Origin of the sequence: Solwaraspora sp. WMMD406, assembly GCF_029626025.1 — a bacterium.
Lineage (GTDB): Bacteria > Actinomycetota > Actinomycetes > Mycobacteriales > Micromonosporaceae > Micromonospora_E.
Genome location: NZ_JARUBF010000001.1, coordinates 3,626,607 through 3,652,205, shown reverse-complemented (window position 1 = coordinate 3,652,205; position 25,599 = coordinate 3,626,607). Strand labels below are relative to the sequence as shown.

19 protein-coding genes, 1 pseudogene and 1 CRISPR repeat array are annotated in these 25,599 nt (G+C 70.3%); of the genes and pseudogenes, 6 read left to right on the top strand and 14 right to left on the bottom strand.

Annotation, left to right across the window (positions count from 1 at the left end; all coding sequences use genetic code 11):
* Positions 1–29: 29 nt before the first annotated feature.
* The 6 genes and pseudogenes from O7632_RS16370 to O7632_RS16345 form a co-directional block, all read right to left on the bottom strand.
* Positions 30–623, bottom strand: a complete 594-nt coding sequence (locus O7632_RS16370; protein WP_278120103.1) for a nucleotidyltransferase family protein — start codon at positions 621–623, stop codon at positions 30–32.
* A 154-nt stretch (positions 624–777) separates the two neighbouring features.
* A complete protein-coding gene (locus O7632_RS16365) occupies positions 778–2,484 on the bottom strand; it encodes a bifunctional 3'-5' exonuclease/DNA polymerase (RefSeq protein WP_278115328.1) in 1,707 nt (568 codons plus the stop codon).
* Positions 2,485–2,544: 60 nt separating this feature from the next.
* Positions 2,545–3,348 (bottom strand): carbohydrate ABC transporter permease, encoded by an 804-nt coding sequence (locus O7632_RS16360; RefSeq protein ID WP_278120101.1) that lies wholly within the window; start codon positions 3,346–3,348, stop codon positions 2,545–2,547.
* Positions 3,349–3,527: 179 nt separating this feature from the next.
* Positions 3,528–4,469, bottom strand: a complete 942-nt coding sequence (locus tag O7632_RS16355; RefSeq protein ID WP_278115326.1) for a sugar ABC transporter permease — start codon at positions 4,467–4,469, stop codon at positions 3,528–3,530.
* 52 nt (positions 4,470–4,521) lie between these two features.
* Positions 4,522–5,973: an N-acetylglucosamine/diacetylchitobiose ABC transporter substrate-binding protein gene (ngcE, locus tag O7632_RS16350; protein WP_278115324.1), complete on the bottom strand. Its 1,452-nt coding sequence runs from the start codon at positions 5,971–5,973 to the stop codon at positions 4,522–4,524.
* A 144-nt stretch (positions 5,974–6,117) separates the two neighbouring features.
* A pseudogene (locus O7632_RS16345) lies at positions 6,118–7,026 on the bottom strand (MurR/RpiR family transcriptional regulator); the annotation flags it as partial.
* 304 nt (positions 7,027–7,330) lie between these two features.
* Here O7632_RS16345 and O7632_RS16340 point away from each other — a divergent pair.
* The 4 genes from O7632_RS16340 to O7632_RS16325 all read left to right on the top strand — a co-directional run bounded on the left by O7632_RS16340 (position 7,331) and on the right by O7632_RS16325 (position 11,275).
* Positions 7,331–7,528, top strand: a complete 198-nt coding sequence (locus O7632_RS16340) for a hypothetical protein (RefSeq protein WP_278115323.1) — start codon at positions 7,331–7,333, stop codon at positions 7,526–7,528.
* A gap of 140 nt (positions 7,529–7,668) precedes the next feature.
* A complete protein-coding gene (locus O7632_RS16335) occupies positions 7,669–8,514 on the top strand; it encodes a hypothetical protein (protein ID WP_278115321.1) in 846 nt (281 codons plus the stop codon).
* A gap of 5 nt (positions 8,515–8,519) precedes the next feature.
* Positions 8,520–9,737: a cyclophane-forming radical SAM/SPASM peptide maturase GrrM/OscB gene (gene grrM, locus O7632_RS16330; protein ID WP_278115319.1), complete on the top strand. Its 1,218-nt coding sequence runs from the start codon at positions 8,520–8,522 to the stop codon at positions 9,735–9,737.
* A complete protein-coding gene (locus O7632_RS16325) occupies positions 9,734–11,275 on the top strand; it encodes a hypothetical protein (protein ID WP_278115318.1) in 1,542 nt (513 codons plus the stop codon). The genes grrM and O7632_RS16325 overlap by 4 nt, the downstream gene beginning before the upstream one ends.
* A 122-nt stretch (positions 11,276–11,397) precedes the next feature.
* Here O7632_RS16325 and O7632_RS16320 read toward each other — a convergent pair whose 3' ends face one another.
* Both O7632_RS16320 and O7632_RS16315 read right to left on the bottom strand, forming a co-directional pair.
* Positions 11,398–11,628, bottom strand: coding sequence for a DUF397 domain-containing protein (locus O7632_RS16320; protein WP_278115316.1), 231 nt, complete (start codon positions 11,626–11,628; stop codon positions 11,398–11,400).
* Positions 11,619–12,410: a helix-turn-helix transcriptional regulator gene (locus tag O7632_RS16315; RefSeq protein WP_278115314.1), complete on the bottom strand. Its 792-nt coding sequence runs from the start codon at positions 12,408–12,410 to the stop codon at positions 11,619–11,621. Before O7632_RS16315 ends, O7632_RS16320 begins: the two co-directional genes overlap by 10 nt.
* Positions 12,411–12,545: 135 nt before the next feature.
* Here O7632_RS16315 and O7632_RS16310 point away from each other — a divergent pair, with 135 nt between their 5' ends.
* Together O7632_RS16310 and O7632_RS16305 are read left to right on the top strand one after the other, a co-directional pair.
* The gene (locus tag O7632_RS16310; protein WP_278115313.1) at positions 12,546–13,037 is read left to right on the top strand and encodes a hypothetical protein; all 492 of its coding nucleotides are present in this window, start codon (positions 12,546–12,548) and stop codon (positions 13,035–13,037) included.
* Positions 13,027–13,302 (top strand): hypothetical protein, encoded by a 276-nt coding sequence (locus O7632_RS16305; RefSeq protein ID WP_278115311.1) that lies wholly within the window; start codon positions 13,027–13,029, stop codon positions 13,300–13,302. Before O7632_RS16310 ends, O7632_RS16305 begins: the two co-directional genes overlap by 11 nt.
* Positions 13,303–13,623: 321 nt before the next feature.
* A CRISPR array of direct repeats spans positions 13,624–16,755; the repeat unit is 36 nt; unit sequence GCCTCAATGAAGGGCAGCTCCCGAGAGAGCTGCGAC.
* 210 nt (positions 16,756–16,965) lie between these two features.
* Here the strand turns inward: O7632_RS16305 and cas2 are convergent.
* Genes cas2 through cas7u form a run of 6 tightly spaced genes read right to left on the bottom strand, consistent with a single transcriptional unit; the run spans position 16,966 to position 25,513 of the window.
* Positions 16,966–17,268, bottom strand: coding sequence for a CRISPR-associated endonuclease Cas2 (gene cas2, locus O7632_RS16300; RefSeq protein WP_278115310.1), 303 nt, complete (start codon positions 17,266–17,268; stop codon positions 16,966–16,968).
* On the bottom strand, positions 17,265–18,863 hold the full coding sequence (gene cas1 / locus O7632_RS16295; protein ID WP_278115308.1) for a CRISPR-associated endonuclease Cas1: 1,599 nt from the start codon (positions 18,861–18,863) through the stop codon (positions 17,265–17,267). The genes cas2 and cas1 overlap by 4 nt, the downstream gene beginning before the upstream one ends.
* Before the next feature lie 2 nt (positions 18,864–18,865).
* Positions 18,866–19,927: a hypothetical protein gene (locus O7632_RS16290; protein WP_278115307.1), complete on the bottom strand. Its 1,062-nt coding sequence runs from the start codon at positions 19,925–19,927 to the stop codon at positions 18,866–18,868.
* Entirely contained in the window at positions 19,924–22,755 is a 2,832-nt protein-coding gene (gene cas3u / locus O7632_RS16285; protein WP_278115305.1) for a type I-U CRISPR-associated helicase/endonuclease Cas3, read from the bottom strand. Before cas3u ends, O7632_RS16290 begins: the two co-directional genes overlap by 4 nt.
* Positions 22,752–24,281, bottom strand: a complete 1,530-nt coding sequence (csb2, locus tag O7632_RS16280) for a type I-U CRISPR-associated protein Csb2 (protein WP_278115303.1) — start codon at positions 24,279–24,281, stop codon at positions 22,752–22,754. Before csb2 ends, cas3u begins: the two co-directional genes overlap by 4 nt.
* A complete protein-coding gene (cas7u, locus tag O7632_RS16275) occupies positions 24,278–25,513 on the bottom strand; it encodes a type I-U CRISPR-associated RAMP protein Csb1/Cas7u (protein WP_278115301.1) in 1,236 nt (411 codons plus the stop codon). The genes csb2 and cas7u overlap by 4 nt, the downstream gene beginning before the upstream one ends.
* Positions 25,514–25,599: the final 86 nt, after the last annotated feature.

The following is a 25,599-nucleotide window of genomic DNA, read 5'->3' as shown; positions in this document are numbered from 1 at the left end:
CAGCTGGACAGGTTCGGCTGAGCCGCCGATCAGGCAGGCGTGCGCTGCACCGGTACGGCGAGCCCCCAGGCCACCACCGACTCGGGAGTGTCCACCGCACCGCCGACGGCGATCCCGTCGCAGGCGATGTCGACCACCTCGCCCTTGTGGGCGAGCAGGTACGGTCGGGCACCGCCGTCGGCGTTGGCCAGCGTCGCGATCGCCGACCAGTGTCGGCGTCCGAACACCATCGGGTAGCTGCGCAGCCCGGCGTAGGTGGCGCAGACCAGCACCTCCGGGTACGGCAGCGCGGCCACCCGGCGCAACGCGTCGGCGGTGATCCCCGGCATGTTGACCGGGAACACCACGACCGCTTCGACGTCGGCGTCCTTCAACGCGTCGAGGCCGACCCGCAGCGACGAACCGAGCCCGGTGCCCCAGGCCCGGTTCACCACAACGGTGGCGCCGCTCAGGTCAGCCTCCTCGCGGACCTGGTCGGCGGCGGCCCCGAGGACCACCACCACCGGATCGCAGCCGGTTTCCCGGACGATGCGCAGCGCCCGCTCGACCAGCAGCTGGTCGCCGCGATACAGCAGGGCCTCCGGCCCACCGATTCGACGACCACCACCAGCGGCAATGATCATCCCCGCGATCCGACTCAGCTGAGCCACCCCCGCCACGCTGCTCGACCGGTCATGTCGCACCGACCGGAGACGGCACGCCCGCCGCCGACTCGATGGAACGCACAACGATCCCAACGATCAAGCGCCGAACAGGTGTCGCCGGGCGCGCTCGGCCTCACCGCGCGTCGCCGTAACAGGTGACGATGTCGACGTCGAGCGGCACCCGGACCGGGGTGTCGCCGAACAGCAGCCGGGTGGCCCGCTCCGCCGCCTGCCGCAGCCCGGCGGCGACCTCTTCGGCCTGCTCCGCCGGACAGTGCACCACCACCTCGTCGTGCTGGAAGAAGACGAGCTCGGCCGGGGTGCCGGTGATGGCTTGTCGGGCGGTGGCGAGCAGGATCAGCGCCCACTCGGCGGCGGTCGCCTGGATGACGAAGTTGCGGGTGAACCGGCCACGGGCCCGCGCGCCGGCCCCGCCGACGGATCCTGCGGCCGGTGGGCCGTCCGGCGTCTCGACGAAGGCCGGCTCAGCGCCCTGGTCGAACTGTGGGCCGACGCTGGCCGGCGGGCAGGTGCGGCCGAGCCAGGAGCGCACCAGGCCACCCGATTCGCCGGTACGGGCGGCCGCCTCAACGTAGTCGAAGGCGACCGGGTAGTTGCGCCGCAGCACGGCGAGGGCCGGTACGGCGGCCCCACCGGTCTGGCCGTACATCGCGCCGAGCAGCGCCACCTTGGCCCGGTCCCGGTCGCCGCCGAACGCGTCGTGGGCCAGCGCGGCGTACAGGTCACCGGCGCTGCCGGCGGCGGCCAGCCGCGCGTCGCCCGACATGGCGGCCAGCACCCGTGGCTCCAGCTGGGCGGCGTCGGCGACGACGAGACACCAGCCGGGGTCGGCCACCACGGCCCGGCGGATCACCTTGGGGATCTGCAGGGCGCCGCCGCCCCGGGTGGCCCAGCGGCCGGAGACCACCCCGGCGGGGACGTACTCGGGTCGGAAGCGGCCGTCCCGGACCCACGCCTCCCGCCAGGCCCAGCCGTGCGCGGTCCAGATCCGGTGCAGTTCCTTGTATTGGATCAGCAGCGGTACGGCCGGATGGTTGACGCCGCGCAGCACCCAGGCCCGGGTGTTGGGCACGCTGATGCCGGCGCGGGCGAAGGCCCGCAGCACCTCGGCTGGTGAGTCGGCGTGCAGGTGCCGCAGACCGAACGCGACGGCGATCCGGGCGGACAGTTCGGCCAGCCGCCGGGGCGGTCCGCCGACCGGCGACGGCGCGCCGAGCAGCTCGGTCAGCAGCGCGTCGTGCAGGTCGGCCCGCCAGGGCAGCCCGGTCGCGCCCATTTCGGCGGCGACCAGCGCACCGGCCGACTCGGCGGCGACCAGCAGCCGGAACCGGTCGGGGTGGCTGGTCTCGGCGATCCGGCGAAGCTGGTCGGCGTAGACCTCGGCGAGGGTGCGCAGCGGGTCGGTACGGGGCGCGACCGCCGGCAGGTCGTCGAAGAGCGCCGGCTGGTCGTGGCCGGGCGGGGTGGCCACGTGGGCGGGTGGATCGGCGGGTACCGGCGCGCCGGTGAGCCGGGCGTACGCGGCGGCCAGCGACCGGGGTTCGCCCCAGCGGCCGGCGTGGCCGAGCAGCAGGGCCTCGGTCAGCTCGATGTCGTGGCAGCGGTCGACTCGTACGCCGGCCCGTAGCAGGCCGGGGTAGATCCCGCCGGTGGCGGCCCACACCCATCGGGGCGGACCGGCCGTACCGGGATCGGGATAGCTGGTGATCGCGGCTGCCAGGTCGGCGACGAGCTCGACCGAGCCGGCGGGGTGCCCGTCGGGCCGCAGCGGGCGCAGTGATCCGCCGCCGCCAGGTCCCGCCGTCACCGCCACCAGCACCCGGCCATTGTGACCGCCGGCTGCGACATCTGTGGCCGGCCGCTTGCCAGCTGGTGCCGGCTACTTGGAGACGCTGCCGGTGAGGCCGGACTGCACCTGCCGCTGGAAGATGATGTAGACGATCAGGACCGGCAGCATGGCCATGGTGACGCCGGCGAACAGGCCGGACCAGTCGGACTGGTAGCCCTGGTTGACCGACAGGTCGATCAGACCCTGGGCGATGACCTGGTTCTTGGCCTCGCCGCCGCTGGGCTGCATCAGCAGGTACGGCAGGTACCACTGGTTCCATTGGCCGATGACGTTGAAGATGCCGATGCTGATCAGACCGGGTCGGGCCATCGGCAGCATGATCCGGAAGAAGAGGGTGGAGTGCGAGGCCCCGTCGACCATCGCCGCTTCGGCGACGGTGTCCGGCAGCGTTTTGAAGAACGAGTGCATGAAGAACACGGTGAACGCCAACGACCAAGCGGTGTAGACGAGGATCAGCATGAGGTGGCTGTTCGGGCCGAGCAGCGGCAGCACGACCCCGGTGTTGTACACGCCTTTGTACAGCGGTACGGCGGCCATGAACACCGGCAGGGTCAGCCCGGACAGGAACATGTAGTAGATGAACCGGTTGCCGGGGAACTCGTAGCGGGCCAGCACGTACGCGGCCATCGAGCCGAGCAGCATGGTCAGGAACACGCCGCCGCCGACGATGACGAGGGTGTTGACGAAGAAGTCGCCGATTCCGCCGTCGACCCAGGCGCGAGCGAAGTTGTCCCAGTGCAGCTGATCGGGGATCAACGACAGCGGGTCGCGGATGATCTGCGCGTCGTCCTTGAACGACGACATCACCACCCACAGCAGCGGCAGCACCACCATCGCGCCCCACACCAGCAGGAACAGGTGGGAGAAGCCGTTGAAGAAGGTATCGGAGACCGCGCCGGGCCGTCGTCGGGGCGGCAACGGCTTGGCGGTACGGCGTCCCCCGGTGACGGTGGGGGGCGGTGGGGTGGCCGCGCCGGTCGGTGGATTGGTGATCGTGCTCATCGCGGCCCTCCCTAGTATTCGATCCGCTCGCGGCGGGTGATCCGCAGCTGCACGGCGGCGAGCAGCAGCGTGAAGATGGCCAGCGAGACACCGATCGCGCAGGCGTACCCGAACTGGCCCTTGCTGAAGGCGGTGAAGTTGATGACCGAGGCGAAGACCTCGCTGGCGTGGTCGGGGCCGCCCTGGTTGGGGGTCATCACGAAGACCAGGGCGTACATGTCGAGGGCGATGAAGCCGAGGTAGACCCAGGCCACCGAGATGCTGTCGCGCAGCAGCGGCAGGGTGATCCGCAGGAAGCTGGCGACCCGGCTGGCGCCGTCGAGCATCGCCGCTTCGAAGATGTCCTTGGGGATGGACTGCATTGCGGCGGAGAAGAGCACCATGTAGAAGCCGACGCCGCCCCAGACGGCGATCAGCAGCAGCCACCACAGCACCGCCGGTACGCCGAGGAACGGTGTCGGGTCGGAGACGAACTTCAGCGGCGCCTCGGCGTCGACCAGCCCGATCCTGATCAGGATGCCGTTGAGCAGTCCCTGGCTGTCGCCCCGGTAGATGGCGCCCCACATGATGGCGATCAGCACCAGGGACAGCACCTGCGGGAAGAAGAAGATGATCTTGTAGGTGCCGGATCCGCGTACTCCCCGGACGCCGGCCCTGTCCCCGCGTCCGCCCACGTTGAGCAGGAACGCCAGGAACAGGGCCAGCGCGATGGTGAACAGCGGCAGGGTGACCAGGAAGAACACGTTGTGCCAGAACGCCGTACGGATCAGCTCGTCGCCGAAGAGCCGGACGTAGTTGGCCAGGCCCACGAACTCCTGGGTGTCGGAGTAGCCACCCCAGTTGGTCATCGAGTAGCCAACCGCCTGCGCGTACGGCCAGACGACGTAGAACACGTACAGCGCTACCGGCAGTGCCAGAAATCCGGTGACGAACCGGGCCTTCCCGTGCCGCATGACCTGTCGCTTCCTTCCTGGACCGACCGATTACCGGGCCGCGGTCTCCGGGTCAGGACCGGGTGAACTTGTTGATCGAGTCGTCGGCCGCGACGGCGTCGGACGCCTCCTGCAGCGCCGCCTGGAACTGGGCGGCGGTCATCCGCCCGGCCATCAGCTCACCGATCGCGTTCTGCTCCACCTTGTCGACGTCGGCGTACCAGTCGGGGTGGCGGAACGACACCAGGTCACCGGGGGCGTTGGTCATCATCTCGTTGGCCGAGGTGAGCGCGGTGGAGGTGGTGACGTTGTCGCCGGAGCCCTTGACCGAGGCAAGCGAGCTGGTCAGTTCGGCGAACTTGCTGGCTCCCTCCTTGGAGAGCATGGCCCGCAGGAACTCCATCCCGCCGGGGGCGTTGGCGGCCTTCTTCGGCACGATCCAGCCTTCGCCGGAGCCGGCCTGCACGGTGCCGTACGGGGCGGCGTCGTTCGCGCCGACGCTCCACACCGGGGCGATGGTCATCTGGAAGCCGGTCGGGATGGTGGAGCGCATCTCGTTCTCCAGCCAGGTGCCGCAGGGCAGGAACGCCGCTTTGCCGTCGAGCCAGGCCTGCTGCGACTCGGTGTGGGTCAGCGTGTCGCTGCCGGTCAGCGTGTAGCCGTCTTTGACCATCTTCTCGACGGCGCTCATCGCGGCGGTGACCGCGTCGGTCTGCCAGGCGCCTTCGGCGAGGTTGTCGATGTCGACGACGGCCTGGCGGCCGCCGGCCAACCAGATCCAGGTCATGATCGGCCACCGCATGTAGTACGGGTACTTGCCGGCGAACGCGAACGGCGCGACGCCGGCCGCCTTGATCTTCGGGGCGAGGGTGAAGAACTCGTCGAAGCTGGTCGGCAACGCCCACCCGTTGCGGTCGAACAGCGCCTGGTCGAACCAGAGACCGAAGACCGTGTACGCGTAGTTGAGCTGGAAGTACTCGCCGTCGAACGTACCGTCGTCGACGGTGCCGGGCAGCAGCGTGTCGCGGACCTTGACGTCCGGGTCGTCCCAGCTCGGCGCGTCCAGCAGCGGGGTCAGCTCGGTCAGCGCGCCTTCGTTGATCAGGGTGTCGATCGCCATCAGGTCGGCGCCCGAGTTGTTGATCAGGTCGGCCGGGGTGGTGGAGAACTTCGGCTGCTGCTCGGTCTTGATCTTCTGGGTGGAGCTGAGGTTGACCGTCACGCTGTCGTGCTTGGCCACGAAGAGCGTCTTGTCGAACTCCGGGTACTCGTCACCAAGGCCGCCGTTGAACACGACGACGTCGACGCTGCTGTTGTCGGCGACGCCGAACGGGTTGTCCGGGCTCTTGGTGCCGGACTCGGTGCTGCCGCTGTCCGGCGTGCTGCCCGCGCAGGCGGCGAGCAGGCCGGCGGCCGGGCTGGCCAGCAGACCGGCGGCGGCTGCCCGACGCAGCAGGGTCCGGCGGCGCACCGAGGCACCGGCGACGGCGGACGGGATCCGGGCGGAATCCGGGAAAAGGGACATGATCTGCGCTCCTCAGCTGGGGGTTTCGGCGGGGCGGTGGATGATCGGGTTCATGGCTTTGTGACTGTCGACGGACTTCTGACCATCGACGGCTTTGTGTCCGTCAACGGCCTTGTGTCCGTCGACGGCCTTGTGTCCGTCAACGGCCTTGTGTCCGTCGACGGCACGGGCGGTCCGGCGGAACGCGGCGTGCGCCCGGTCGTGGGTCCGCTGCGCGACGGCGACGTAGAGCAGGTCGAGCACGACGAGTTGCGGGTGCCGGGCGGACAACGCGTCCGGCCGGAAGGTCGTCGCCTGGGTGGCGGTGAGCAGGACGATGTCGGCCAGCTCGGCCAGGGTGGAGCGGGGGAAGCTGGTCAGCGCGACGGTCGTCGCGCCGTGGCTGCCGGCCTCGGCGACCATCTCGATGGTTTCCCGGGTCTGGCCGGTGTGCGAAATGCCGAGGGCCACATCGCCGTCGCGCATCAGCGCCGCGCTGGCCAGCCCGTTGTGCAGGTCGGTCCAGGCCCACGCCGGTACGCCGATGCGGTGCAGGCTGAACTGCATCTCCTCGCCGACCAGGGCGCTGCCGCTGGCACCGAATATGTTGACCCGGCTGGCGGCGGCGACGGCGTTGGCGGCCTTGTCGACCTCGGCCAGGTCGAGCAGGGCGGCGGTGTCGTTCATGGCCTGGGTGTCGGCGGCCATGATCTGGCCGAGCACCCGGTCGAGCGGGTCGGTGGGTTGGATCTCGCGTCCGATGTCGACGGTCCAGCCGGCGGCGCGCGCCCGGCCGGTCTCGGCGGCGATGCCGAGCCGCAGGTCGGCGTAGCCGTCGAAGCCGAGCGCCCGGCAGAAGCGGGTCACCGTCGCCGGTGACGTACCGCTGCGTTCGGCCAGCTCGACGATGGTGGCGCGGGCGGCCGCCGCCGGGTCGGTGAGCACCTGGTCGGCGACCCGCCGCAACGCTCCGGTGAAGTCGGTGAGCCGTACCCGGGCCAGCACCGAGTCGGCCGGCCCCGGGGCGTCGACCACCGCGGTCCGCGCGGGGATCTCCACCTCGCTGTCAGCCATCGGCGCCAACCTTTCGGGAAAGAGTGTTAACTGTTAGTGGTAAAAGTTCTTACTGAACCCCCCTCCTTGTCAAGACCGTGGGCGAAGTTTTCAAACCGTTACCTGTAACGCGGCCGCCCGGAGGACCTCGACCCGGTCCACCCCGCGCCCCCACCTCGACGGGCCGCGCGGGCAACGGAAGCGGTATGGAAGCAGAAGGGAAGCGGTACGGAAGCGGTAGGCCAGCAGCCGTGTGCTTTCGCCGGAAGCGGAGACGTCGCTTTCCTAGGAGCACCACAGTCACCTACCTCCGAGGGAGAACACCGTGGCGATCAACCAGTGGCAGGCCGAACTGGCGGAGCGGGTCCTCGCGTCCTCCGCCGCCCGTACGGTCCCGATCTCGGTGTCCAGCGACACCGGCCAGCTGCGGTCCGTCGAGGACCGTGTCCAGCGCATCCGCACCGCCGAGCGGTCCGGCAGCCGTGGCTCCTGCCAGTCGGGCTACTCCACCTGGGGCGACTGACCTCGCCTCCGATGCCTGATCCGGCGTCGGCGGAGGGCCGGCGCCCCGCACGCGCCGGCCCTCCGCCGAAAGCCACCACCACCCCGTCACCGCCCACTTCGCAAGCCACCCCGAAACCGATCGAAAGCTGGAGCGGCACCGTGCTCATTCCCGGCATCACCCTCAACGTCCTGTCCGACGTACACGAGTCCACCGACATCGCGATCAGCTCGGGGACCCGCTCGTTGGCCGACTGCGCGAACGTGCCGGCGGCGGCGTCGGCGATCGTTCCCCGCGACGACTGGCGGCCCCTCACCACCGCCGAATTCGACCTGCTGCGGCCGACCCCCGACACCCAGCTGCACGAAATGCTCACCCTGATCGATCTCGACCCGGCGGCGTTGACGGACATCCAGCAGCGGATGCTGCCGCTGCTCGCCGACCCGGCCGACACGCCGGCGGACGCCGAACGCCGGACAGCCACCGTACGGGCCGCCCGGGACCTGCTCCTCGACACGCTCTACCAGCGCGCCGGCATCACCTGCGGCGACCACGGCCCGGCCGACACCGTCGTGCACTCCCCGCAGCAGCTGTCCACCGCCTACAACTACGCCGAACGGGTCTTCATGGGCCTGCACCTGGACAACCACCAGGACTACCCGCTCACCGAACGGCACCTGTCGTACCTGCTCGCCGGGGTCAACCTGGGCTTCGCCCACCGGTACGTCCACTTTGTCAACCTGCGGGTCGTCGACCTGATCCGGCTGCTGCGGGAGACCGGCCACCCGGTGCCGATCACCACCCACGCACTCAAGAACGCGTTCTTCGCGGCCTTCGGCGGCTACCCGGTGGTGCGGATCCGCCTGCGACCCGGACAGGCGTACGTGGTCAACACCCAAGACGTGTTGCACGACGGAGCCACCAACGACGTCGGCCTACCGGACGTGTCGATGCTGACCGCCAACGCGCTCAGCGCCCGCGCGATGGCACCGAGCCCGGCGGGGTGAACCGGATGCCGCGCCCACCCAACAACCCGGCTCTCGGCCCGGACATCGCCCCGGCCCACGCCCCACGTCTCGGCCCGGTCCGGCAGGTCGTCCTGCAAGCCACCGGCTACTGCAACATCAACTGCGGCTACTGCTACCTGCCGGACCGGGAGCGGCGCACCCTGATGCCGCTGGACGTGGTCGAAGCGACCGCCCACACCCTGACCGGCTCCGGCATCCTTGCCGAGCAGGTCGAGGTCCGCTGGCACGCCGGTGAACCGTTGACCGCCCCCCGCGACTTCTACCGGCAGGCCAACGAGATCCTGCGCCGCGAACTGGGCCCGTACACCCGGGTGGGGTTTTCGCTGCAGACCAACGGTCTGCTGATCGACGACGCCTGGTGCGCGCTGCTGCGCGACGAACAGATCCGGGTCGGGGTCAGCATCGACGGGCCGGCGGTGATCCACGACGTCCACCGGCGGACCCGGCAGGGACGCGGCACCCACGCCCGCGCCCATCGGGGAGCCGGGCGGCTGCACGCCGCCGGCATACCCTTCGACGTGATCTCCGTGGTGACCCCACAGACGTTGCGTCACCAGGATCTGTGGCTGGACTACCTGGCCGAGCTGCGGCCCCGCTCGATCGGGCTCAACCCGGAGGAGACCGAAGGCGGCAACACGTCGACGCTGCACCGGCTGGCCGACTTCGACGCCGCCTACCGGGCTTTCCTGCGCCGAGTCGCCACCTGGTCGGCCGAGACCGGCATCCGGGTACGGGAGTTGGCCGCCATGCGGACGCACATCGTGTCCCACCAGCTGCCGATCGGCAACACCCAGAGCGAACCCCTGGCGATCGTGACCGTCGGCGCGAACGGCGACGTCGGCTCCTTCTCCCCCGAGCTGCTCGGCTGGCGCGCCGCCGACCACGGCGACTTCGTCCTCGGCAACGTCACCGAGCCTGGCTTCGCCCTGGACCGCTGGCGGCCGGGGTTCGCCCGGCTGGCCGCCCAGGTCGAACAGGGCCGGCGTGCCTGCGCACGAACCTGCGGCTACTTCGCGCTCTGCGGCGGCGGCGCACCGGCCAACAAGTGGGCCGAGAACAGCGATTTCACCAGCACCCGGACCCGCTTCTGCACCCTGGGGGTGCTGGCCGTCGCCGACACCGTCCTGGAACAGCTCGACCCGGCCGACGATCCCGACGCGGCCGACGAGTTCGCGGCGGCAGGTGAAAGTAGCGCGGCATGACCGCCGGCACCGACGAGGTGACCGTCTTCGGTCACTGCGCGGAAAACCCACAGCGGATCACCGACCTGATCGGCTCCGGTCAGGCGGCCGCGCTGACCGTATTGCCCGGTGACTTCGTGATCGCGGTGACCGATCCGGACCAGGTGACCCTGATCAGCTCCCGGTCCGGCGTCGTCGACCACTTCTACGACACCCGGTCACCGCTGACGCACGGGCGCACCGTCGACGACGTCCTGGCCGCGGCACGACGTCCGCTGAGCTGGAACCACGAGGCGGTCGCCGACTACCTCGCCGTCGGGCACCTGCTCGGCGACGAAACCCTGGACCGGCACGTGCGGCGGGTCCCGGCCGGCGCGGTGGTCACCCTCGACCGCGACGGCGCCCGGGTGTCGGCCGGCCCGGCGATCCGGATGCCGTCGCCCACCACACCGGACGACGCGGTGCGGGCACTGCGCGACAGCGTACGGCGGGCCGTTTCCGCGCCTGCCGGAACCGACGGGCACAGTGCTGTCGACTGCACGCTGTCCATGTCCGGCGGGTTGGACGCCCGACTGCTGCTGGCCGCGCTGCTCGCCGACGGGCACCGTCCGCACCTGCTCGTCTCCGGCGTCGCCGGGTCCTTCGACCGGCAGGTGGCGACCACTATCGCCACCGATCTGGGGCTGCCGTACACCGTCCGGGCCGTACCGGCGGGGGACCTCGACGCCGGGACGGAGCGGACCGCCCGCGCCACCGGCGGTCTACTGCCGATCAGCAACTGGGCCGGCATGGCACACCTCAGCACACCGACTCCGCCAAACCCGCCGGTGCTGCTCGGCTACCACGGCGAATTCGCCCGTGGCTACTATCTGCCGCCGGTCGGTGCTGCCGCGCTGCGGCTGGCGTATCGGGGCGCGGGACACGCCACCGACCATCTGCTGCGCCGGTTCGCCCACCCGTTCCGCGCCGACGAGCACCGCCGACTGTCGGCCGAACTCGCCGACGCGCTGCGCCCGGCGGCGCTGCGCGCCCGGATCGACCGGGTGCTGCCGACGACCGGCACCCTGGCGCGGGCGACCGCCGACTTCTTCCACACGCAGTACGGTCGCCGCAAGATCGGCACCAATCTGGCGGCGATCGGCGGGCACCCCGCGTGGCGGGTGCCGTACCTCGATCCGACGTGGACCGACGCCGTGCGGGGGCTGCCGGTCCGCGCGCAGCTCGGCGACCGCTGGCATCGGTACGCCATCAGCCGGCTCTGGCCCCGGCTGCTGGACTACCCCGAGCAGGGGTACGGCGGACGGACCGCGTCGCGGCCACCCGCCCGTTACTGGACGCGCGGACCCCGGCCGCCGACCGGACCCTTCTACGTGGACCAGACGGCGTTCCACGGGGACGGGGCGGCGTTGGCGGCGTTGGCCCGCCTCGACGGCGACGCCGTGGCCGACCTGCTCGATCCGACCCTACTGCCGGAACTGCTGACCGAGCAGCGCCACGCCTCGCCGCGACCGCACCTGTGCTTCGCCCTGTACGCCCTGGCCCGCTGGCGTCAGCGGTAGACCCCGCCCGGCATCAGGATCAATGTGAGCGCTGTGGTTGTCACGATGGCGTTTTGACAACAATGGCGCTCACATCGAGCGTGATTGCCGGCCCGCGACGAGCGGGAGTCAGGTCTCGACTGTCAGTGGTCGGCGCGCAGCTCGGGCCCGTCGGACACGTCGGACACGTCGGACACGTCGGTGACGAAGGAACGCCAGGCGGCCGGGCCGAAGGTCAGCGTCGGCCCGGACCGGTCCTTGGAATCGCGGACCAGGATCCGACCGGGCAGGTTGTCGGCGACCTCGACGCAGTCGCCGCCCTGGCCGTTGCTGCGGCGGGACGTGCGCCAGCGGGGGGTGTCGGTCAGTTCCATGCCTCTGCGGCCTCCGTGATCAGATCGAGGGACGGCTGTCGCGGCAGAGCGTAACCCCGGACGCCTTCCCAGAGTTCTTCGAGCATCGCGACCTGGTCGGAGTCCTCGATCACCTGGCCGCCCATCGGCCCGTCCAGGAAGGCGACGTTGCGGCCCTCGACGGTGGCGATCGCCAGCGGCCCGTTGAGGCCGGGGTAGGCACCGACCGTGGACGGCACCACCGCCACCTCGACGGTCGGTCCGGCGCACGCTTTGACGATCGCCTGGAGCTGGTCGCGCATCACCTCCGGGCCGCCGACCGGCCGGCGTAACACTGCCTCGTCGATCACCGCGAACAGCCGGCACGGCATGTCGGAGCGGTGCAGCACACCGGCCCGGCCCAGCCGGGCGTCGACGGCGGCCTCGATGTCGGCGACCCGGGTGCCGGCGTAGGTCAGGATGGCCCGGGCGTACTCCTCGGTCTGCAGCAGACCGGGCACGAACAATGGCTGGAACGAGCGGACCATCGTCGCGTTGCTCTCGTGTTCCAGCCAGGAGCGGACCCAGATCGGCTTGCCGAGGTTGGCCCGCGCCTCGGCGGCCAGCTCCTGGAACATGTCGCCCCCGTCGAACAGGGCGTCCAGGTGCCGCGCGGTGTCCGGCTTGGGGATGGCCCGGTTGGTCTCGAACTTCGCGATCAAGGACGACGATACGTTGATCCGATCGGCCAGCTGGTCTTGTGTCATGCCCGAATGGTTACGAATGAATTTCAGGATTCGCGCCACGCCACCGTAGGTGCTCATGGTTACAGGTCCTTCCTTCGCGGGTGTGGAGACGTTCAAGTTCGTTGCCGCCAATCAACCTTCCACAGGACCGCTGCGGAGTCCAGGGTGGATCGGGAAGCGAATGTGATTGCCTATCCACGAGGGAGGATCACCGTGCTCAGAAACGACGGGATCGGCGGTACGCCCCGCCTCGCCCGATACACCTCGTTTGGCGGCAGGTCGCGGTCGTCGGAGCCGACCCCCAACCGGCCGCCGCTGCCTCGCCGTACCCCTGGCACAACCGACATCAACCAGGACCGACGTTTCCGGCTGGCCGCCGCCCGAGGGGTCACCCCGGCACCGCCCGAGGCCCGCACCGGCGGCCCGCACAGCCCGTCGACGGCGCGGACGATCGCGCAGGCACGCGACGACGCCACGCTGCACCTGCCGAGTCGGATCGGTGAATGTCGGCGATGCGACGTGGCGGCACCCTGCCGACCGTTTCTGCGCGCGCTGGCGATCTTGGACCGCTGGGATGGCGTCACGGCGCGACGAATCCGAGCCGTGCTCCACCTGTCCGGCCTGTCTTCACCTGAGCCGCTGATGGAATACGGCCTCGGGGACGACGCGGAAGACGAGACGGATGGCGACCCCGATGCCGTCTGAGGAACCGCTGCGCGTCGGCGAGACGCTGCATCTCGGCAAAGCCGACTGGGTGTACGGCGACCGCGCCATGCGCGTACGGGTTTCCGACATCCGGTACGGCCACGACGACCCGCACTCCCCCGTGATCGGCATCCTGGCGACCGTCGTCGGCGCGGGCCGCGACGGCCGGATGGTGTCGATCGCCGTCTACAAGTCCGCCCTCACCCACACCGGAGTCCGGGAAGCCCAGCGCCGCCATGCCAACGGCGTCGACCCCGAACTGTAACCCGGCTATCGGGTCTCCACCGGCACCCGCGCTCGCCGTACGCCGGTTGGCCACGCTGCAACTTCCCAGCTCACGGTTGACCCGCCACGCCTTCAGCGAGTCCACGTGCCAGCGACGGCACCGCCACCCCATCACGATTTTTGACCTCACCGAGGTGAGGCTTATCCACGTTATTCTCGCGGGTGACGTGGATAAGCCTCACCTCGGTGAGGCCAGATCACATACTCGCGGGCACCCAACAACGAATACCGTCATCGATGTCATTCTCCGCAGTCGAACGCCGCCGGACAGCGAAAACGACTGCCCCGAAATCCACGAGACGTCTCAACGAAGGGCAACACCCCGAGAGCTGCGACCATGCTCAACCCCAGGGTCCGTGTAAGCGCATGGGCGCCTCAATGAAGGGCAGCTCCCAAGAGGGCTGCAACAGGGGCGCAGCAGCAGCCAGCCGGCGCGGACGTGCTCGCCTCAATGAAGGGCAGCTCCCGAGAGAGCTGCGACCATCGACGCACATCTACAGTGGTGCAGGGCTGCCGGGCCTCAATGAAGGGCAGCTCCCGAGAGAGCTGCGACGACCCAGCAGTACCAGCGGCCGTCTGACCCCTGGCCTCAATGAAGGGCAGCTCCCGAGAGAGCTGCGACCACCTGCCGCCACCGGACACCCACCCATGGCGGGGCGAACACGCCTCAATGAAGGGCAGCTCCCGAGAGAGCTGCGACCACGCACCCGCCCGCGTCGCTGCCGTCGTTGCATGGCCAGCCTCAATGAAGGGCAGCTCCCGAAAGAGCTGCGACCACGGCGCCACCTCACCCTGCTGACCCAACAGCTGGCCTCAATGAAGGGCAGCTCCCGAGAGAGCTGCGACCACCCGGACCACGCCGAGCGTCAGGTCCATTGCGTCGAGCCTCAATGAAGGGCAGCTCCCGAGAGAGCTGCGACACACCCCGCCCCCGGCTGACGGTCTGCCGGCGGCCGGGCCTCAATGAAGGGCAGCTCCCGAGAGAGCTGCGACGAAGTTGACGGCCCCGTTCTCCACCGTCGGCTTGCGCCTCAATGAAGGGCAGCTCCCGAGAGAGCTGCGACACTTCAGTTCGGGTATCTCCAACACGACCAAGACAAGCCTCAATGAAGGGCAGCTCCCGAGAGAGCTGCGACTGGTACCCGCGTTCAGGTGCGACAGGAGGGAGACCGGCCTCAATGAAGGGCAGCTCCCGAGAGAGCTGCGACCTCGCCGCGCTGCCCGGCGGTGGCGTCGATCTGCTCGACGCCTCAATGAAGGGCAGCTCCCGAGAGAGCTGCGACAGACCGGGGCTGCCACGCCGATGCACGGCAGCGCCAGCACGCCTCAATGAAGGGCAGCTCCCGAGAGAGCTGCGACACTCATCCGACCCACCGCCCGCCGGCTGTTCGGTGCGGCCTCAATGAAGGGCAGCTCCCGAGAGAGCTGCGACATGTCGTGGCCACCACTGAAACGCCGCATGTCTCGCCTCAATGAAGGGCAGCTCCCGAGAGAGCTGCGACATGAACTCGAAGAACTCGCGCAGGGTCTCGCCCCGCCTCAATGAAGGGCAGCTCCCGAGAGAGCTGCGACCGGGCGTCCGTCGGTCCGGGTGACCTGGTCATGCCTCAATGAAGGGCAGCTCCCGAGAGAGCTGCGACTCACCCGGATCTCCGCCAGACTCGGCGCGGCGTGCGCCTCAATGAAGGGCAGCTCCCGAGAGAGCTGCGACTCCCGGTGCTGGAAGCCACCTGATCACCGCCGAATGCCTCAATGAAGGGCAGCTCCCGAGAGAGCTGCGACAGACGCTGACCACCCCGACGGGCGGCGGGCTGACGCCTCAATGAAGGGCAGCTCCCGAGAGAGCTGCGACTTGAACAGTCGAACAGATTCTCGACTGTTGCTGTAGCCTCAATGAAGGGCAGCTCCCGAGAGAGCTGCGACCGAGTTCTAATCATCGCGCCGGTACGTGTGTTGATGCCTCAATGAAGGGCAGCTCCCGAGAGAGCTGCGACGGCCAGACCAGCTCGGCGCAGTTCGAGTGGGAGACGCCTCAATGAAGGGCAGCTCCCGAGAGAGCTGCGACGTGGCTCTCGTCTTCGCAGACGCACAGCGGTTCGCGTCGGAGCCTCAATGAAGGGCAGCTCCCGAGAGAGCTGCGACTTCATGATCCGTCTCCTGTCTCGATGGTGATCTTGCCTCAATGAAGGGCAGCTCCCGAGAGAGCTGCGACTTATGATAGTGGGGCAGAAGTACGTTCTGGTGTGGTAGGCCTCAATGAAGGGCAGCTCCCGAGAGAGCTGCGACTCAACAGCACGTCCGGCCACCACCGGTACAGGTGGGAGCCTCAATGAAGGGCAGCTCCCGAGAGAGCTGCGACCTCACGCAGAGTCACGCCCTTGACAGCCCGACTAAGGCCTCAATGAAGGGCAGCTCCCGAGAGAGCTGCGACCGTCCTGCCGCCGACCGAGGACCGGCGGCAATTCGCCTCAATGAAGGGCAGCTCCCGAGAGAGCTGCGACCGTCTAGTAGCACGGGCGAGGTGTGTTGCTGGATGCCTCAATGAAGGGCAGCTCCCGAGAGAGCTGCGACCGGAGTTCATGCGCCGGCGCGGCGACGACGAGATGCCTCAATGAAGGGCAGCTCCCGAGAGAGCTGCGACTCCGGTTCGCCGGCGCGGCCGACGACTGGCTGCCCCAGCCTCAATGAAGGGCAGCTCCCGAGAGAGCTGCGACCTGCCTTGACTCGTCCCTTTTCATCAAAATCCGATTCATGCCTCAATGAAGGGCAGCTCCCGAGAGAGCTGCGACGTACCACGCCTTCGCCCGACCGGTCGGGTCTCGTCCTGGCCTCAATGAAGGGCAGCTCCCGAGAGAGCTGCGACGACCCCGTCCAAATGGAAGGCGTCAACCAGAATCGCCTCAATGAAGGGCAGCTCCCGAGAGAGCTGCGACTGCGTGTTTTCGGTGTGTGGTGGGGTGGAATCAAGCCTCAATGAAGGGCAGCTCCCGAGAGAGCTGCGACCGGTGACCGGTGGCACCATGGACGATCCGAGCGTGCAGCCTCAATGAAGGGCAGCTCCCGAGAGAGCTGCGACACGTGGGGGCCGGCTGCTCCGACCGACGATGACGTGCCTCAATGAAGGGCAGCTCCCGAGAGAGCTGCGACAGCACGGCGCGAGTCTCGACGACGCAAACCGAAAGCCTCAATGAAGGGCAGCTCCCGAGAGAGCTGCGACTCGGCCCGCACGCCGGCCCCATCGTCATGTCCGGGTGCCTCAATGAAGGGCAGCTCCCGAGAGAGCTGCGACTGGATGGAGTGGTGATGTCGGCTATCGACGTGATGCGCCTCAATGAAGGGCAGCTCCCGAGAGAGCTGCGACTCACCTCTGACACGCTCCATAATGTCTAGCCACTCAGCCTCAATGAAGGGCAGCTCCCGAGAGAGCTGCGACAGGGTCCAAATCTTACCCCTCCTGACCTGCGGCGGAACAACCGGCCCGCGAGAGGTCCGCCGACAGAGGGTTCCCCGACCGCCCAAAAGCCGCGACCGTCCACTATAGAGCAGCATCTGAGCAGGCAAAACAGCTCCGCGAGAGGTCCACGCTCACGGCCGTCACGACGGACCTCTCGCGGAGGTGGCACCGACAGGACGGACGGCGGGACTACAGGATCGCCGGACCGTGCCCGGTGATCGGGCGACCCTGGCCGATCACATCAAGCGATCGGCTGGCACGCTCCCGAAGCGTACCCAGGTCACAGAACAGGATCGAATCCGTACCCTGGTTGATCATGTCGGTGAGCGCGTCCCGCAGCCGCAGGATCTTCGCCGGACGGGCGTCAACGACGAACACGCTGTACTGGACGCGGTCGCCGTACGATTCGAGCTTCTTGGCGACCTTTGTCCGCCGTACGTCGTCGGAGACGTCGTACGCGATCAAGTAGCGCCGTACGTCGTCCAGGCTCATCGGATCTTGATCCCCTCGTACCGGGGCTGCGTCCCGTCGATCACGCCGAGCACCAGGCGCGCCTGGATCTCCATCGCGCGTCGCCAGGTCACCTCGTAGCCGAAGATCGGATGCCGGAAGGTGCTGGTGATCCGGCGTTCGTAGCCGGCGATGAGCGCCTTGCGCCCGTTCGCGCTGATCCGGGTGGTGCCCAGCACAGTGGAGAAGTCGCGGGCGCGGATCTCGCCGTTGTTGAACGCGGTGATGACGACCGAGTCGGCGACCACCGCCCGGAACTCCTCGACCAGGTCGAGCGCCAGCGCCGGCTTGTTGCGGCCGGAGCTGTGCAGGAACCCGGCGTGCGGGTCGAGCCCGCAGGCGACGACCGCCCGGAGGGCGTCGGCGGTCAGCAGCCCGTAGCAGAGGTTCAACGCTGCGTTGATCGGGTCGCGGGCCGGGCGTCGGGTCCGTACGGAGAAGGAAAGCTGCTCGGTGTCGACGACCTTCGGCCGGAACATGGTCAGGAACCGGTCGAAGTAGCTGGCGGCGGCCTCGCCTTCGATGCCGAACAGGTCAGCCAACGACGGCGCGTCGAGGGTTTGCCGTTGCAGCTCACGCAGGCGGGCCACCGTGTCCGGGGCGTCGCCGAGCCGGCGCAGCAACGTCGCCTGGTTGGCGATCTTCGCGGTGACGAACTGCCGGGCCAGGTCGATGCGCCCGTTGTGGGAGGCGACGTGTTGCAACAGTCGCGGGCTGCCGTTGGGTCCTTGGGCTGCCCTGGCCCATCCGGTGACCCGGCCGCTGCTGGTGCACCACACCACCGACAGGCTGCGCCACAGCACTTCCCGGATGAGGCCGCTGGACAGGTCGACGTTGCCGTGCACCACCAAGCCTTGCACCCGTTCGATCGGAAACGACCCGATCTTCTCGCCGCTCTTGCTGACCTCGATCCGGCCACGCTCGACGTACGCCCGCGACCCTGGCGTGGTCAGGTGCAGCACCTGGGTGTCCGGGTCGGCGACGACGATCCGGCGGGTCACCGGCGTGAGCGGACGTTCGTCGGGCAGGCAGACGCTGATGTGCGAGCAGCGGGAGCACCGCCGGTCGTCTTCCAGCGGCGGCGGGGCCTGCTCGGCGTCGAGCGTACGCGCGGTGGCCGCCACCATCTCCCGGGCGGCGGCGACATCCGCCGGCGACAGGGTGATGTCGACCCGTACCCGATGGTTGGTGAAGTAGACGGCCTGCCCGGCCACCGGGTAGCCCATGTCGGCCAGCGCCCGAGCCTGGAGGGCGACCTGGATCCGCATCGGTTCGGTGACTTCCGGCCTTCGGCGCACCGGGGTGGCCTTGTGTTCGACGACGGTCATCGCGGCGTCGTCGTCGAGTTCGACGGTGTCGCAGCGCCCGTACACGCCGAGCTCGTGGCTGACGACGTCGACGGCCCGGTAGCGTCGCGACCGCGACCCGGTCGGGTCGTCGGCCGGGGTGTGGGCTTGGACGCCGACCTGCACCTGGTGGGTGTCGGTCGACTCGCCGGCTGCTTCCAGCCAGGCCCGGCGAGGGCAGAACGCCTGGTGCGCCACCAGGCTAATCGGGAGCAGTTCCGGCGTCGTCATCGTCAGCGTCTCACGACGAGTGGCCGCTCGGTCTTGATGAGCTCGCCGCGCATGGCCCGGCGTTCGGGGGCGCTGTCGCTGCCGAAGCGCTGCACCGGGAACCGGACGACGGAGGTGACACCTCGGGCCGCCAGCCACCCTCGGGCGGGTTCACCGTCGACCGGTGTGCTGCCCGACGGCATCCCGAGCGCCTTGGGTGACAGCCCGGCCGCCGCGAACCTGGTGAGCTGTCCGCTGGCGAGGACCGTCCGGTGCCGGGCCGTGCGCCACCGCCCGGTCCACACGGGTACGCAGAACCAGCCGCCGGTGGCCCGTCCAAGGTGGATGCTGGCGGTGGCGGTGGCGTTGACGCGCTGGGCGATGGGGAACTGCGAGATGCCCCAGAGCGCGCACCAGGCGAGGGCGTTGTCGGTCGGGCCGGGGGCGGCGAAGCCGGTCGGCGTACGGCTGGCGGGTTGGTCTTTGCCGATTTCGTCGCGGACCCGGCGGCCGGTCAGGCCGTCGGCGATCTCGTCGGCGGTACGGGCGGCGACCGCTGCGGCGAGTGGCCGGAGCCGGTTGCCGACGAATTCGGAGCCCTGGTTGCGGGGCTGCATCTCCAGCCGGCTGGCACCGTCGTCCTGCAGCCGGTCGCCTTTGCCGTTGCGGCTCCAGTAGGCCGGTTCGCCGAGTGCGGCGATCAGCCGCAGGTCGAGCAGCGCCCGCGCCTGGGTGAGCTGGTCGAGGACGGCGTGCCGCCGGTCCTGCAGTGATCGCCAGCCGTCGTCGGTGGTGATGACGCTGATCCGGGGGCTCATCAGGGCTCGGGGCTCGCCGTCGCGCAGTTGCCGGCTGGGCCAGGCGTCCGGGTCGTCGTGGCGGGCGGCGTGCCGGCGGACGATGTCGCCGATCGTCTCCGGGGTGGCCTGCGGGGCGCTGAGCACCGGACGGCGGTTCATGCCGGGCGTCCAGGAGAGCCGGACGTCGTCGAGGCCGGCGTCTTCGGCGATGGCCGCGAGCCCGTACAGCGCCATGTGCGACAACATCGTGTACGGGTCGGCGTGCGGCAGTACGAAGTCGGTCACGATCCCTCCGCGGATACCTGCCCGTCGGCGGCGCGGAGCAGCGCTTCCAGGTAGGCGCAGCCCCACACCCCCCACCGGCGATGGGTGCGTTCGATCAGTTCGTCCCACCGGCCTTCGTCGAACAGGTCGACGGCGGTGGCGTTGACGGCGGTAGCGTCAATGGCGGTGGTGTCGACAGTGCCGACGAGCTGCCCGGCGGTGTGGGGGAAGCCGTGCCGGCCGTGTCCGTGGCTGGTGCCGACCAGCCGGGCGATCAGCTCTCGGTTGGCATCGTCCTGGGTGGACAGGTTCGGCCAGGCCCGGACGACGGAGAGTTGCTCGTGGCGCCATCCGGTCGGCAGCCGGGACTCCTTCAGCAGCTTCCGGTCCCGTCGTGCGTCCCGTACTTTGCTCTTGGCCAGCAGCTCGGTCGGGTCGGCGGCGAGCCGCTTTTGGAAGCGTTCATCCGATTTACCGTCGTCGTGGTGCAGGCCGGCCAGCCTCAGCACCGCCACCAGTTCGGCGGGAAGGCCGAGCCGGTCGCCGACCGTTTCGGCGCGTTCGGCGACGGCGTCGGCGTGCTGGCTCAGCAGCACCTTCCGGCGGCGCGGGGTCCACGTCTGGCGCAACTCGTCGTCGACGGTGGCCTTGCGCAGGTCGACGACGATCAGCCGGGCGAGTTCCGGCTTGCCGTCATCGGAATCCTGCCAGTGCGGGATCACCTGAGCCCCGGCCCGTTCGGTCTCCGGCCGGTCGAGCAGGGCGGCCGCCGCGATCACCATCGGGCGCGGCGTCAGCTCGTCGCGGTGCATCCGCAGCAGCTGGGCGACCTCCTCCGGGTCGGGTTCCACGGCACCATGGCTCTCCGGGTCGTCCTGGTCGACGATGGTGGCGGCGACGGCGTCGAGGAACCGGCGGTGCGCGGCGGTGTCGCGTTCGATCCGGAGCACGATGTCGCCGGGTTTCGGGTCGGCGAGGGCGTCGAGCACGTCGTCGACGCGTTCGGTGCCGGCCGGGTCGACGACGCCGGAGGTGAACAGCTCGGTCGTGTCGTCGATGACCAGCTGATCACCAGGGCGGATCCGCTCTCCGGCGGTCAACGGGCGCGGCGCGGACTCTCCGGGCCGGACCAGTATCGGCGTGGGCGGCGGGTCCCGGCGGGCCCTGACAGCTGCCGTAGCGATGTCGTCGATCCGCCTGCTGATCTCCGGCGACTGCCGGATCGACACCGGAAAGACCTCGTGCGGGCGGGGCGGCAGGGCTTCGATCAGCCGTACGGCGTCTGAGGTGTCGGCTGGCAGCGCCCGTCGCACGACGATGCCGAACTCGTGGTCGGCTGCGTCGAGGTCGTCGGAGAGCCACAGGTCGAGGTCGTCCGGCGCGGCGGCGAGGTCGTCGCTGGTCCGAGCAAGGTGCCACGCCTGGGCCAACTCCAGCCGTTGCAGCAGGTCGCGACGCAGCGCCGGGGCCGGCGGCCGTGGGTCGCGCAACGCCCACGGGGCGAGGCCCGCCGGGTCGGCGGCCCGCCCGGCCAGCCAGGTGAGGGCGGCCGCCAGGTCGTCCCGCTGGTACGGCCCGGACTGGGCCGCGTCGGGCAGCTCGCCGGCCGGCACCACGACGCTGACCTCGGTGGCGGGACGGACGCCGAGCCGGTTGACCCGGCCGGCCCGCTGGGCGAGCGCCCCACCGGGAGCGAGCTCGGTCACGGCGGCCGCCAGATCAAGGTCGACACCGACTTCGAGGCTCTGCGTACTGACCAGGACGTCGACCGTCGGGTCACCGCCGAGGCTGAGCAGGTTCGACGCCGGCGGCCGCAGCCGATCCACGTCGTACGGCCGCAGCCGCCCACAGATCAGCTCGACCTTGAGGTCACGCGCCCGCAGTTCGGCGGCGACGGCGGCGGCGACCGCGACGGTGTTGACGAAACAGCCGACCGTCGCGCCGTGCGCCTCGCGCAGCCGTACCGCCTCGTCGGCGAGCGCCGCGACGCCCGCCTTGGCGGCCGGGCCGCTGCGCGGGATCGGCCAGGTCGGGACCGGCAGCAGGGTGACCGGCTTCGGGGTGGTCAGCCGCTGCCGCAGCGGCGCGTCCACGGCCAGATCGTCGGCTTCGACGCCGACCGCGACCCCGGCGTCGGCGTGCGGCGTGGCGGTGGTCTCGACGACCTGCAGCACCGGTACGCCGAGCTGCTCGTCGGCGACGACGGCCAGCTCGGCGACCCGGCGGGCGGTGGTCACCAGCTGCCGGGACAGGTGCGCCTCGTCGACGACGGCGACGGTGTCGTAGGCGAGCAGTCCGGCTTCGCGCGGCCGGGCCTGTGCCCGCGACCCGTAGCCGGCGAGCAGCAGCCGCGAACCCCACATGTCCGGGGTGGCGCAGAGCACGGCGGCACCAACCGGCTCGTCCAGCCAGGACCGTGACGGTGGTGCGCCGCCGCGCAGCAACGCCACCGTCAGCGGACTCGCGGTCGGATCCACCTGCCCGGTACGCAGGCCGCCGAGTGCGGCGGCGACCCGAGCCAGCACGGTCCGGTCGTCTCGGGCGGCCGCCAGCAGGTCGGCGATCGTCGTCGCGTGGCGGTGCTGGTCGTCGACGAGGGCCCGGCGGTCGACGACGAGGGCGAGCCGGCGCGGCACCCGTACGGGGTGGCCGGCGGCCATCATCGCCACGGCGAACACGTGTACGTCGATGACGCTGGTCTTGCCGGCGCCGGTCGGCGCGACCAGCTGGTCCGGCCAGCGGCCGGTGGCCAGCAGGTGGTCGAGCAGCCGCTCCTGCCAGCGGAACGGCTGCTGTCCGGCGCGGACGGCGGCGAAGAAGGCGCCGAAGTCGGCGCGGCCGACGCTCACCGGGCCAGCCGGCGGGCGATGGCCTCCGGCAGGTCCCGGGGCACGAGTAGGCCGCCGCCGAGGTGGCGGCTCTGTCCGATGGCGGCGATCGTCCGAGGGCCGGTCAGGTTGCCGAGGTTGAGCACCGCCCGGTACGGCTGGATGATCGTGTCACTGTGGACCTTGTGGACGTACCGGCCGACGTCGCCGTCCATCACCCGTACCGCTGATTCGACCCGGACCCCGCGCTCGGCTGCCGCCCGCGCCAACGCCTGATAGCGCGCTTCGCCCCGTTCCGGCACCGACTCGAACTCGTCGCGCCAGACCAGCGCGACCGACAACGCGGCGGCGTCGGCCAGCGTCCAGTTCCGGACGTGTCCGCGTGGCGGCCGACTGTCGGGTACGGCGACCGGGTCGGTCTGCCACCACCGCTGGGTGCCGGCGGCCGGCTCCGGCCAGAACTCGTCGGCCGCGACCTCGACCGGCGGGTCGAGGGTGAACGGGCCGGCGGCGACCTTGACCTGCCGCAGGTGGTGTGCCGCCATCCGGATCAGGGTCAGGTCGATGTCGTCGGCGTCGCGGGGCAGCAGCAGCGCCATCGCGGTGCCGCCGACGTGCGGCGCGTTCGGGCCGACGAACTGGATCGCGCAGCGGTTGACCGGTTGTCGCGCGTCGTCCGCGTAGGTACCGGTGAGGATCGCGGGCGCGCCGTCGCCGACGAGCGAGATCAACGCCCGGTGTACGGCGACCGCGTACCGCACCCGCAGCTGCGGCGGGACCGGCTCACGCATGCGGAACAGCAGCACCGACGTCCACGGCGTCAGCGGAGGCGGCGAGGTTCGCGGGGTGTAGCGGCCGAGTTCGACGCCGGCGGTCACGGTCGGCGGCGCGACCGTCTTCTCGCTGGAGCGGTGCGCGTCGGATTTCACCGGCGGCACGGCCGTCGTCTCCCGGTGCGCGGCTTCGAGGGCGTCGGACCGGCCGGCGGTCGCCACCGCCAGGTCGAGGCCGTCGCCGGTGAACAGGTCCGCGTCGGGGTCGAGCCGGTGCGTCGGCTCGGCGTCGGCGACGACGAGCCGTACCGGCGACTCGGTCGTGCCGAGGTAGGGCACCTCGGGGCAGAGCGCGGTCAACGCGGCGGCCACCGGCTCCGGTGGCGGCTGCTCCCACGTCCACGCGTACCGTCCGGTCACCGCGACACCGGTCACCGCCGGCTTGCCGACCAGCTTCTCCGCCAGCGGGCCGCGACCTTCCTTGACGATCAAACCCTCCTGCCGGTACGCCGTCGCCGCGCCGCCGCCGTTGGGGAGGGTCTGCGGCACGGCGATGCCGTCCGGCGGGTTGGCCTCCAGCCAGCGCAGCGCCTCCCGGTCGGTGTCGCACGGCTGGAGACTGTCGCCGTCGGCGACCGCTCGCACCCCTTGGGCGGCAGCGCAGAGCAGGGCGGCGTGCAGCCGGGCCGGCGACGGCAGCGGGTCGAGCTCACCGCTGCCGACGTGCCCCTTGTAGACGCCGAGGACCGGTTCGGCGACGATCGCGAAGCTCACGCGTCGTCACCCGTTTCGAGCGCGCCGGAGACGATGTCCGGGTTGCCGACGACCCGCATCGCCAGGCCCGACCAGGTGACGTCGGCGACCTTCTCAGCGTGCGCGAGGGCCTCGCCGAGCAGCAGGTCGGCGGCGTCGATGCTCAGCGGCTCGACGTCGGCGAACGACCCGCCGCGCTGGTCGAGCCGGACCTTCGGCTGCTCGGCTTCGACCAGGTCGCAGTTGGCCCGCAGGCACAGTTCGGCGTCGGAGCGGGCGAGCGCGTTGAGCGCCAACGCGGCCAGCAGCGCCCGGCAGGCGGCGTCGCCGTCGACGCCGGCCCCGAAGCGCATCTGCCGCAGCGTCGCGAACGACAACACGTGCGTACGGATGATGGTGTCGCAGGCGACGCCGGCCAGCTGGTCCAGGGTCGGCGGGATGCCACCGAGACCGAGCGCGGACGCCGACTCCGCGGTGCCGACCTTGATCGCGTTGGCAGTTTTGACGATCTTGCTGTACGTGCCGGGGCTCAACTCGGCCTGCTGCCGGGTCGCCGTCTCGGTCATCGTCTTCTTGTCGAGGTTGATCTGCATGCCGACCGGGTCGACCCGCGCGCCACCGCGCAACGCGGGCCGTGGCGCGCTCAACACGCCGGTGTCGTCCCGGCTCGCCGCGACGAAACCGACGATCTCCCCGACCAGGGCGCTACGCCAGCGGCCCTGCCGGCTGCGCCGGCTCGAATCCCAGCCGCCGAAGACCAGCGTGATCGGGCTGGTTTCCAGCAGCGCCCGCGCGTTGGCCGGGCTGGCGTCGCGCACCGCCCGGTACGCCGGAGTCTGCGTCGTCGGCACCCCGTCGATCGTGCCGGCGCGAATGTGACCGTCGAAGATCCTATGTGGCAGCGTAAGGTCGTAGTAGCGCTCGACCGCGCCGTCCCGCTCGTAGGTGACCTGCACGTGCGGCACCCGCGACAGCAGCGGATGTCCATCCTCGATGGCCTGAGCAAGGGCCTGCTCGGCGCGGTTGAGCTGGGATTGCTTGCTGTCGATGATCGCGGCGTAACGGCTCTCGTCACCGAGGAACCGCTGCTCGTACGCGTACACGGACCCCTTCCCGCGCTCGGGGGCGAACTTGGCCGGCGCGACCGACGTGTGCCGGCCACCGGCCGGCTCCAACGTGGTCGTCGACGTCAAACAGCTCGACCCGCCGGGCGACCCGGCGGCCAGCAACACATCAAGATCCAACGAACGCACTCAAATTCCCTTCATAGCTGTCACCTAAGTGACCTCGTAGCGTACGGCTCCACAGACGACGCTGCGCCTGCGGCGAGCAGCCTGGC

What these genes read in the sequence shown, in the direction of transcription:
- O7632_RS16370 (WP_278120103.1), bottom strand. Translation starts at nt 623, where the DNA reads ATGATCATTGCCGCTGGTGGTGGTCGTCGAATCGGTGGGCCGGAGGCC.
- O7632_RS16360 (WP_278120101.1), bottom strand. Translation starts at nt 3,348, where the DNA reads ATGGTGGTGCTGCCGCTGCTGTGGGTGGTGATGTCGTCGTTCAAGGAC.
- O7632_RS16355 (WP_278115326.1), bottom strand. Translation starts at nt 4,469, where the DNA reads ATGCGGCACGGGAAGGCCCGGTTCGTCACCGGATTTCTGGCACTGCCG.
- ngcE (WP_278115324.1), bottom strand. Translation starts at nt 5,973, where the DNA reads ATGTCCCTTTTCCCGGATTCCGCCCGGATCCCGTCCGCCGTCGCCGGT.
- grrM (WP_278115319.1), top strand. Translation starts at nt 8,520, where the DNA reads ATGCCGCGCCCACCCAACAACCCGGCTCTCGGCCCGGACATCGCCCCG.
- O7632_RS16325 (WP_278115318.1), top strand. Translation starts at nt 9,734, where the DNA reads ATGACCGCCGGCACCGACGAGGTGACCGTCTTCGGTCACTGCGCGGAA.
- O7632_RS16320 (WP_278115316.1), bottom strand. Translation starts at nt 11,628, where the DNA reads ATGGAACTGACCGACACCCCCCGCTGGCGCACGTCCCGCCGCAGCAAC.
- O7632_RS16315 (WP_278115314.1), bottom strand. Translation starts at nt 12,410, where the DNA reads ATGAGCACCTACGGTGGCGTGGCGCGAATCCTGAAATTCATTCGTAAC.
- O7632_RS16305 (WP_278115311.1), top strand. Translation starts at nt 13,027, where the DNA reads ATGCCGTCTGAGGAACCGCTGCGCGTCGGCGAGACGCTGCATCTCGGC.
- cas2 (WP_278115310.1), bottom strand. Translation starts at nt 17,268, where the DNA reads ATGAGCCTGGACGACGTACGGCGCTACTTGATCGCGTACGACGTCTCC.
- cas1 (WP_278115308.1), bottom strand. Translation starts at nt 18,863, where the DNA reads ATGACGACGCCGGAACTGCTCCCGATTAGCCTGGTGGCGCACCAGGCG.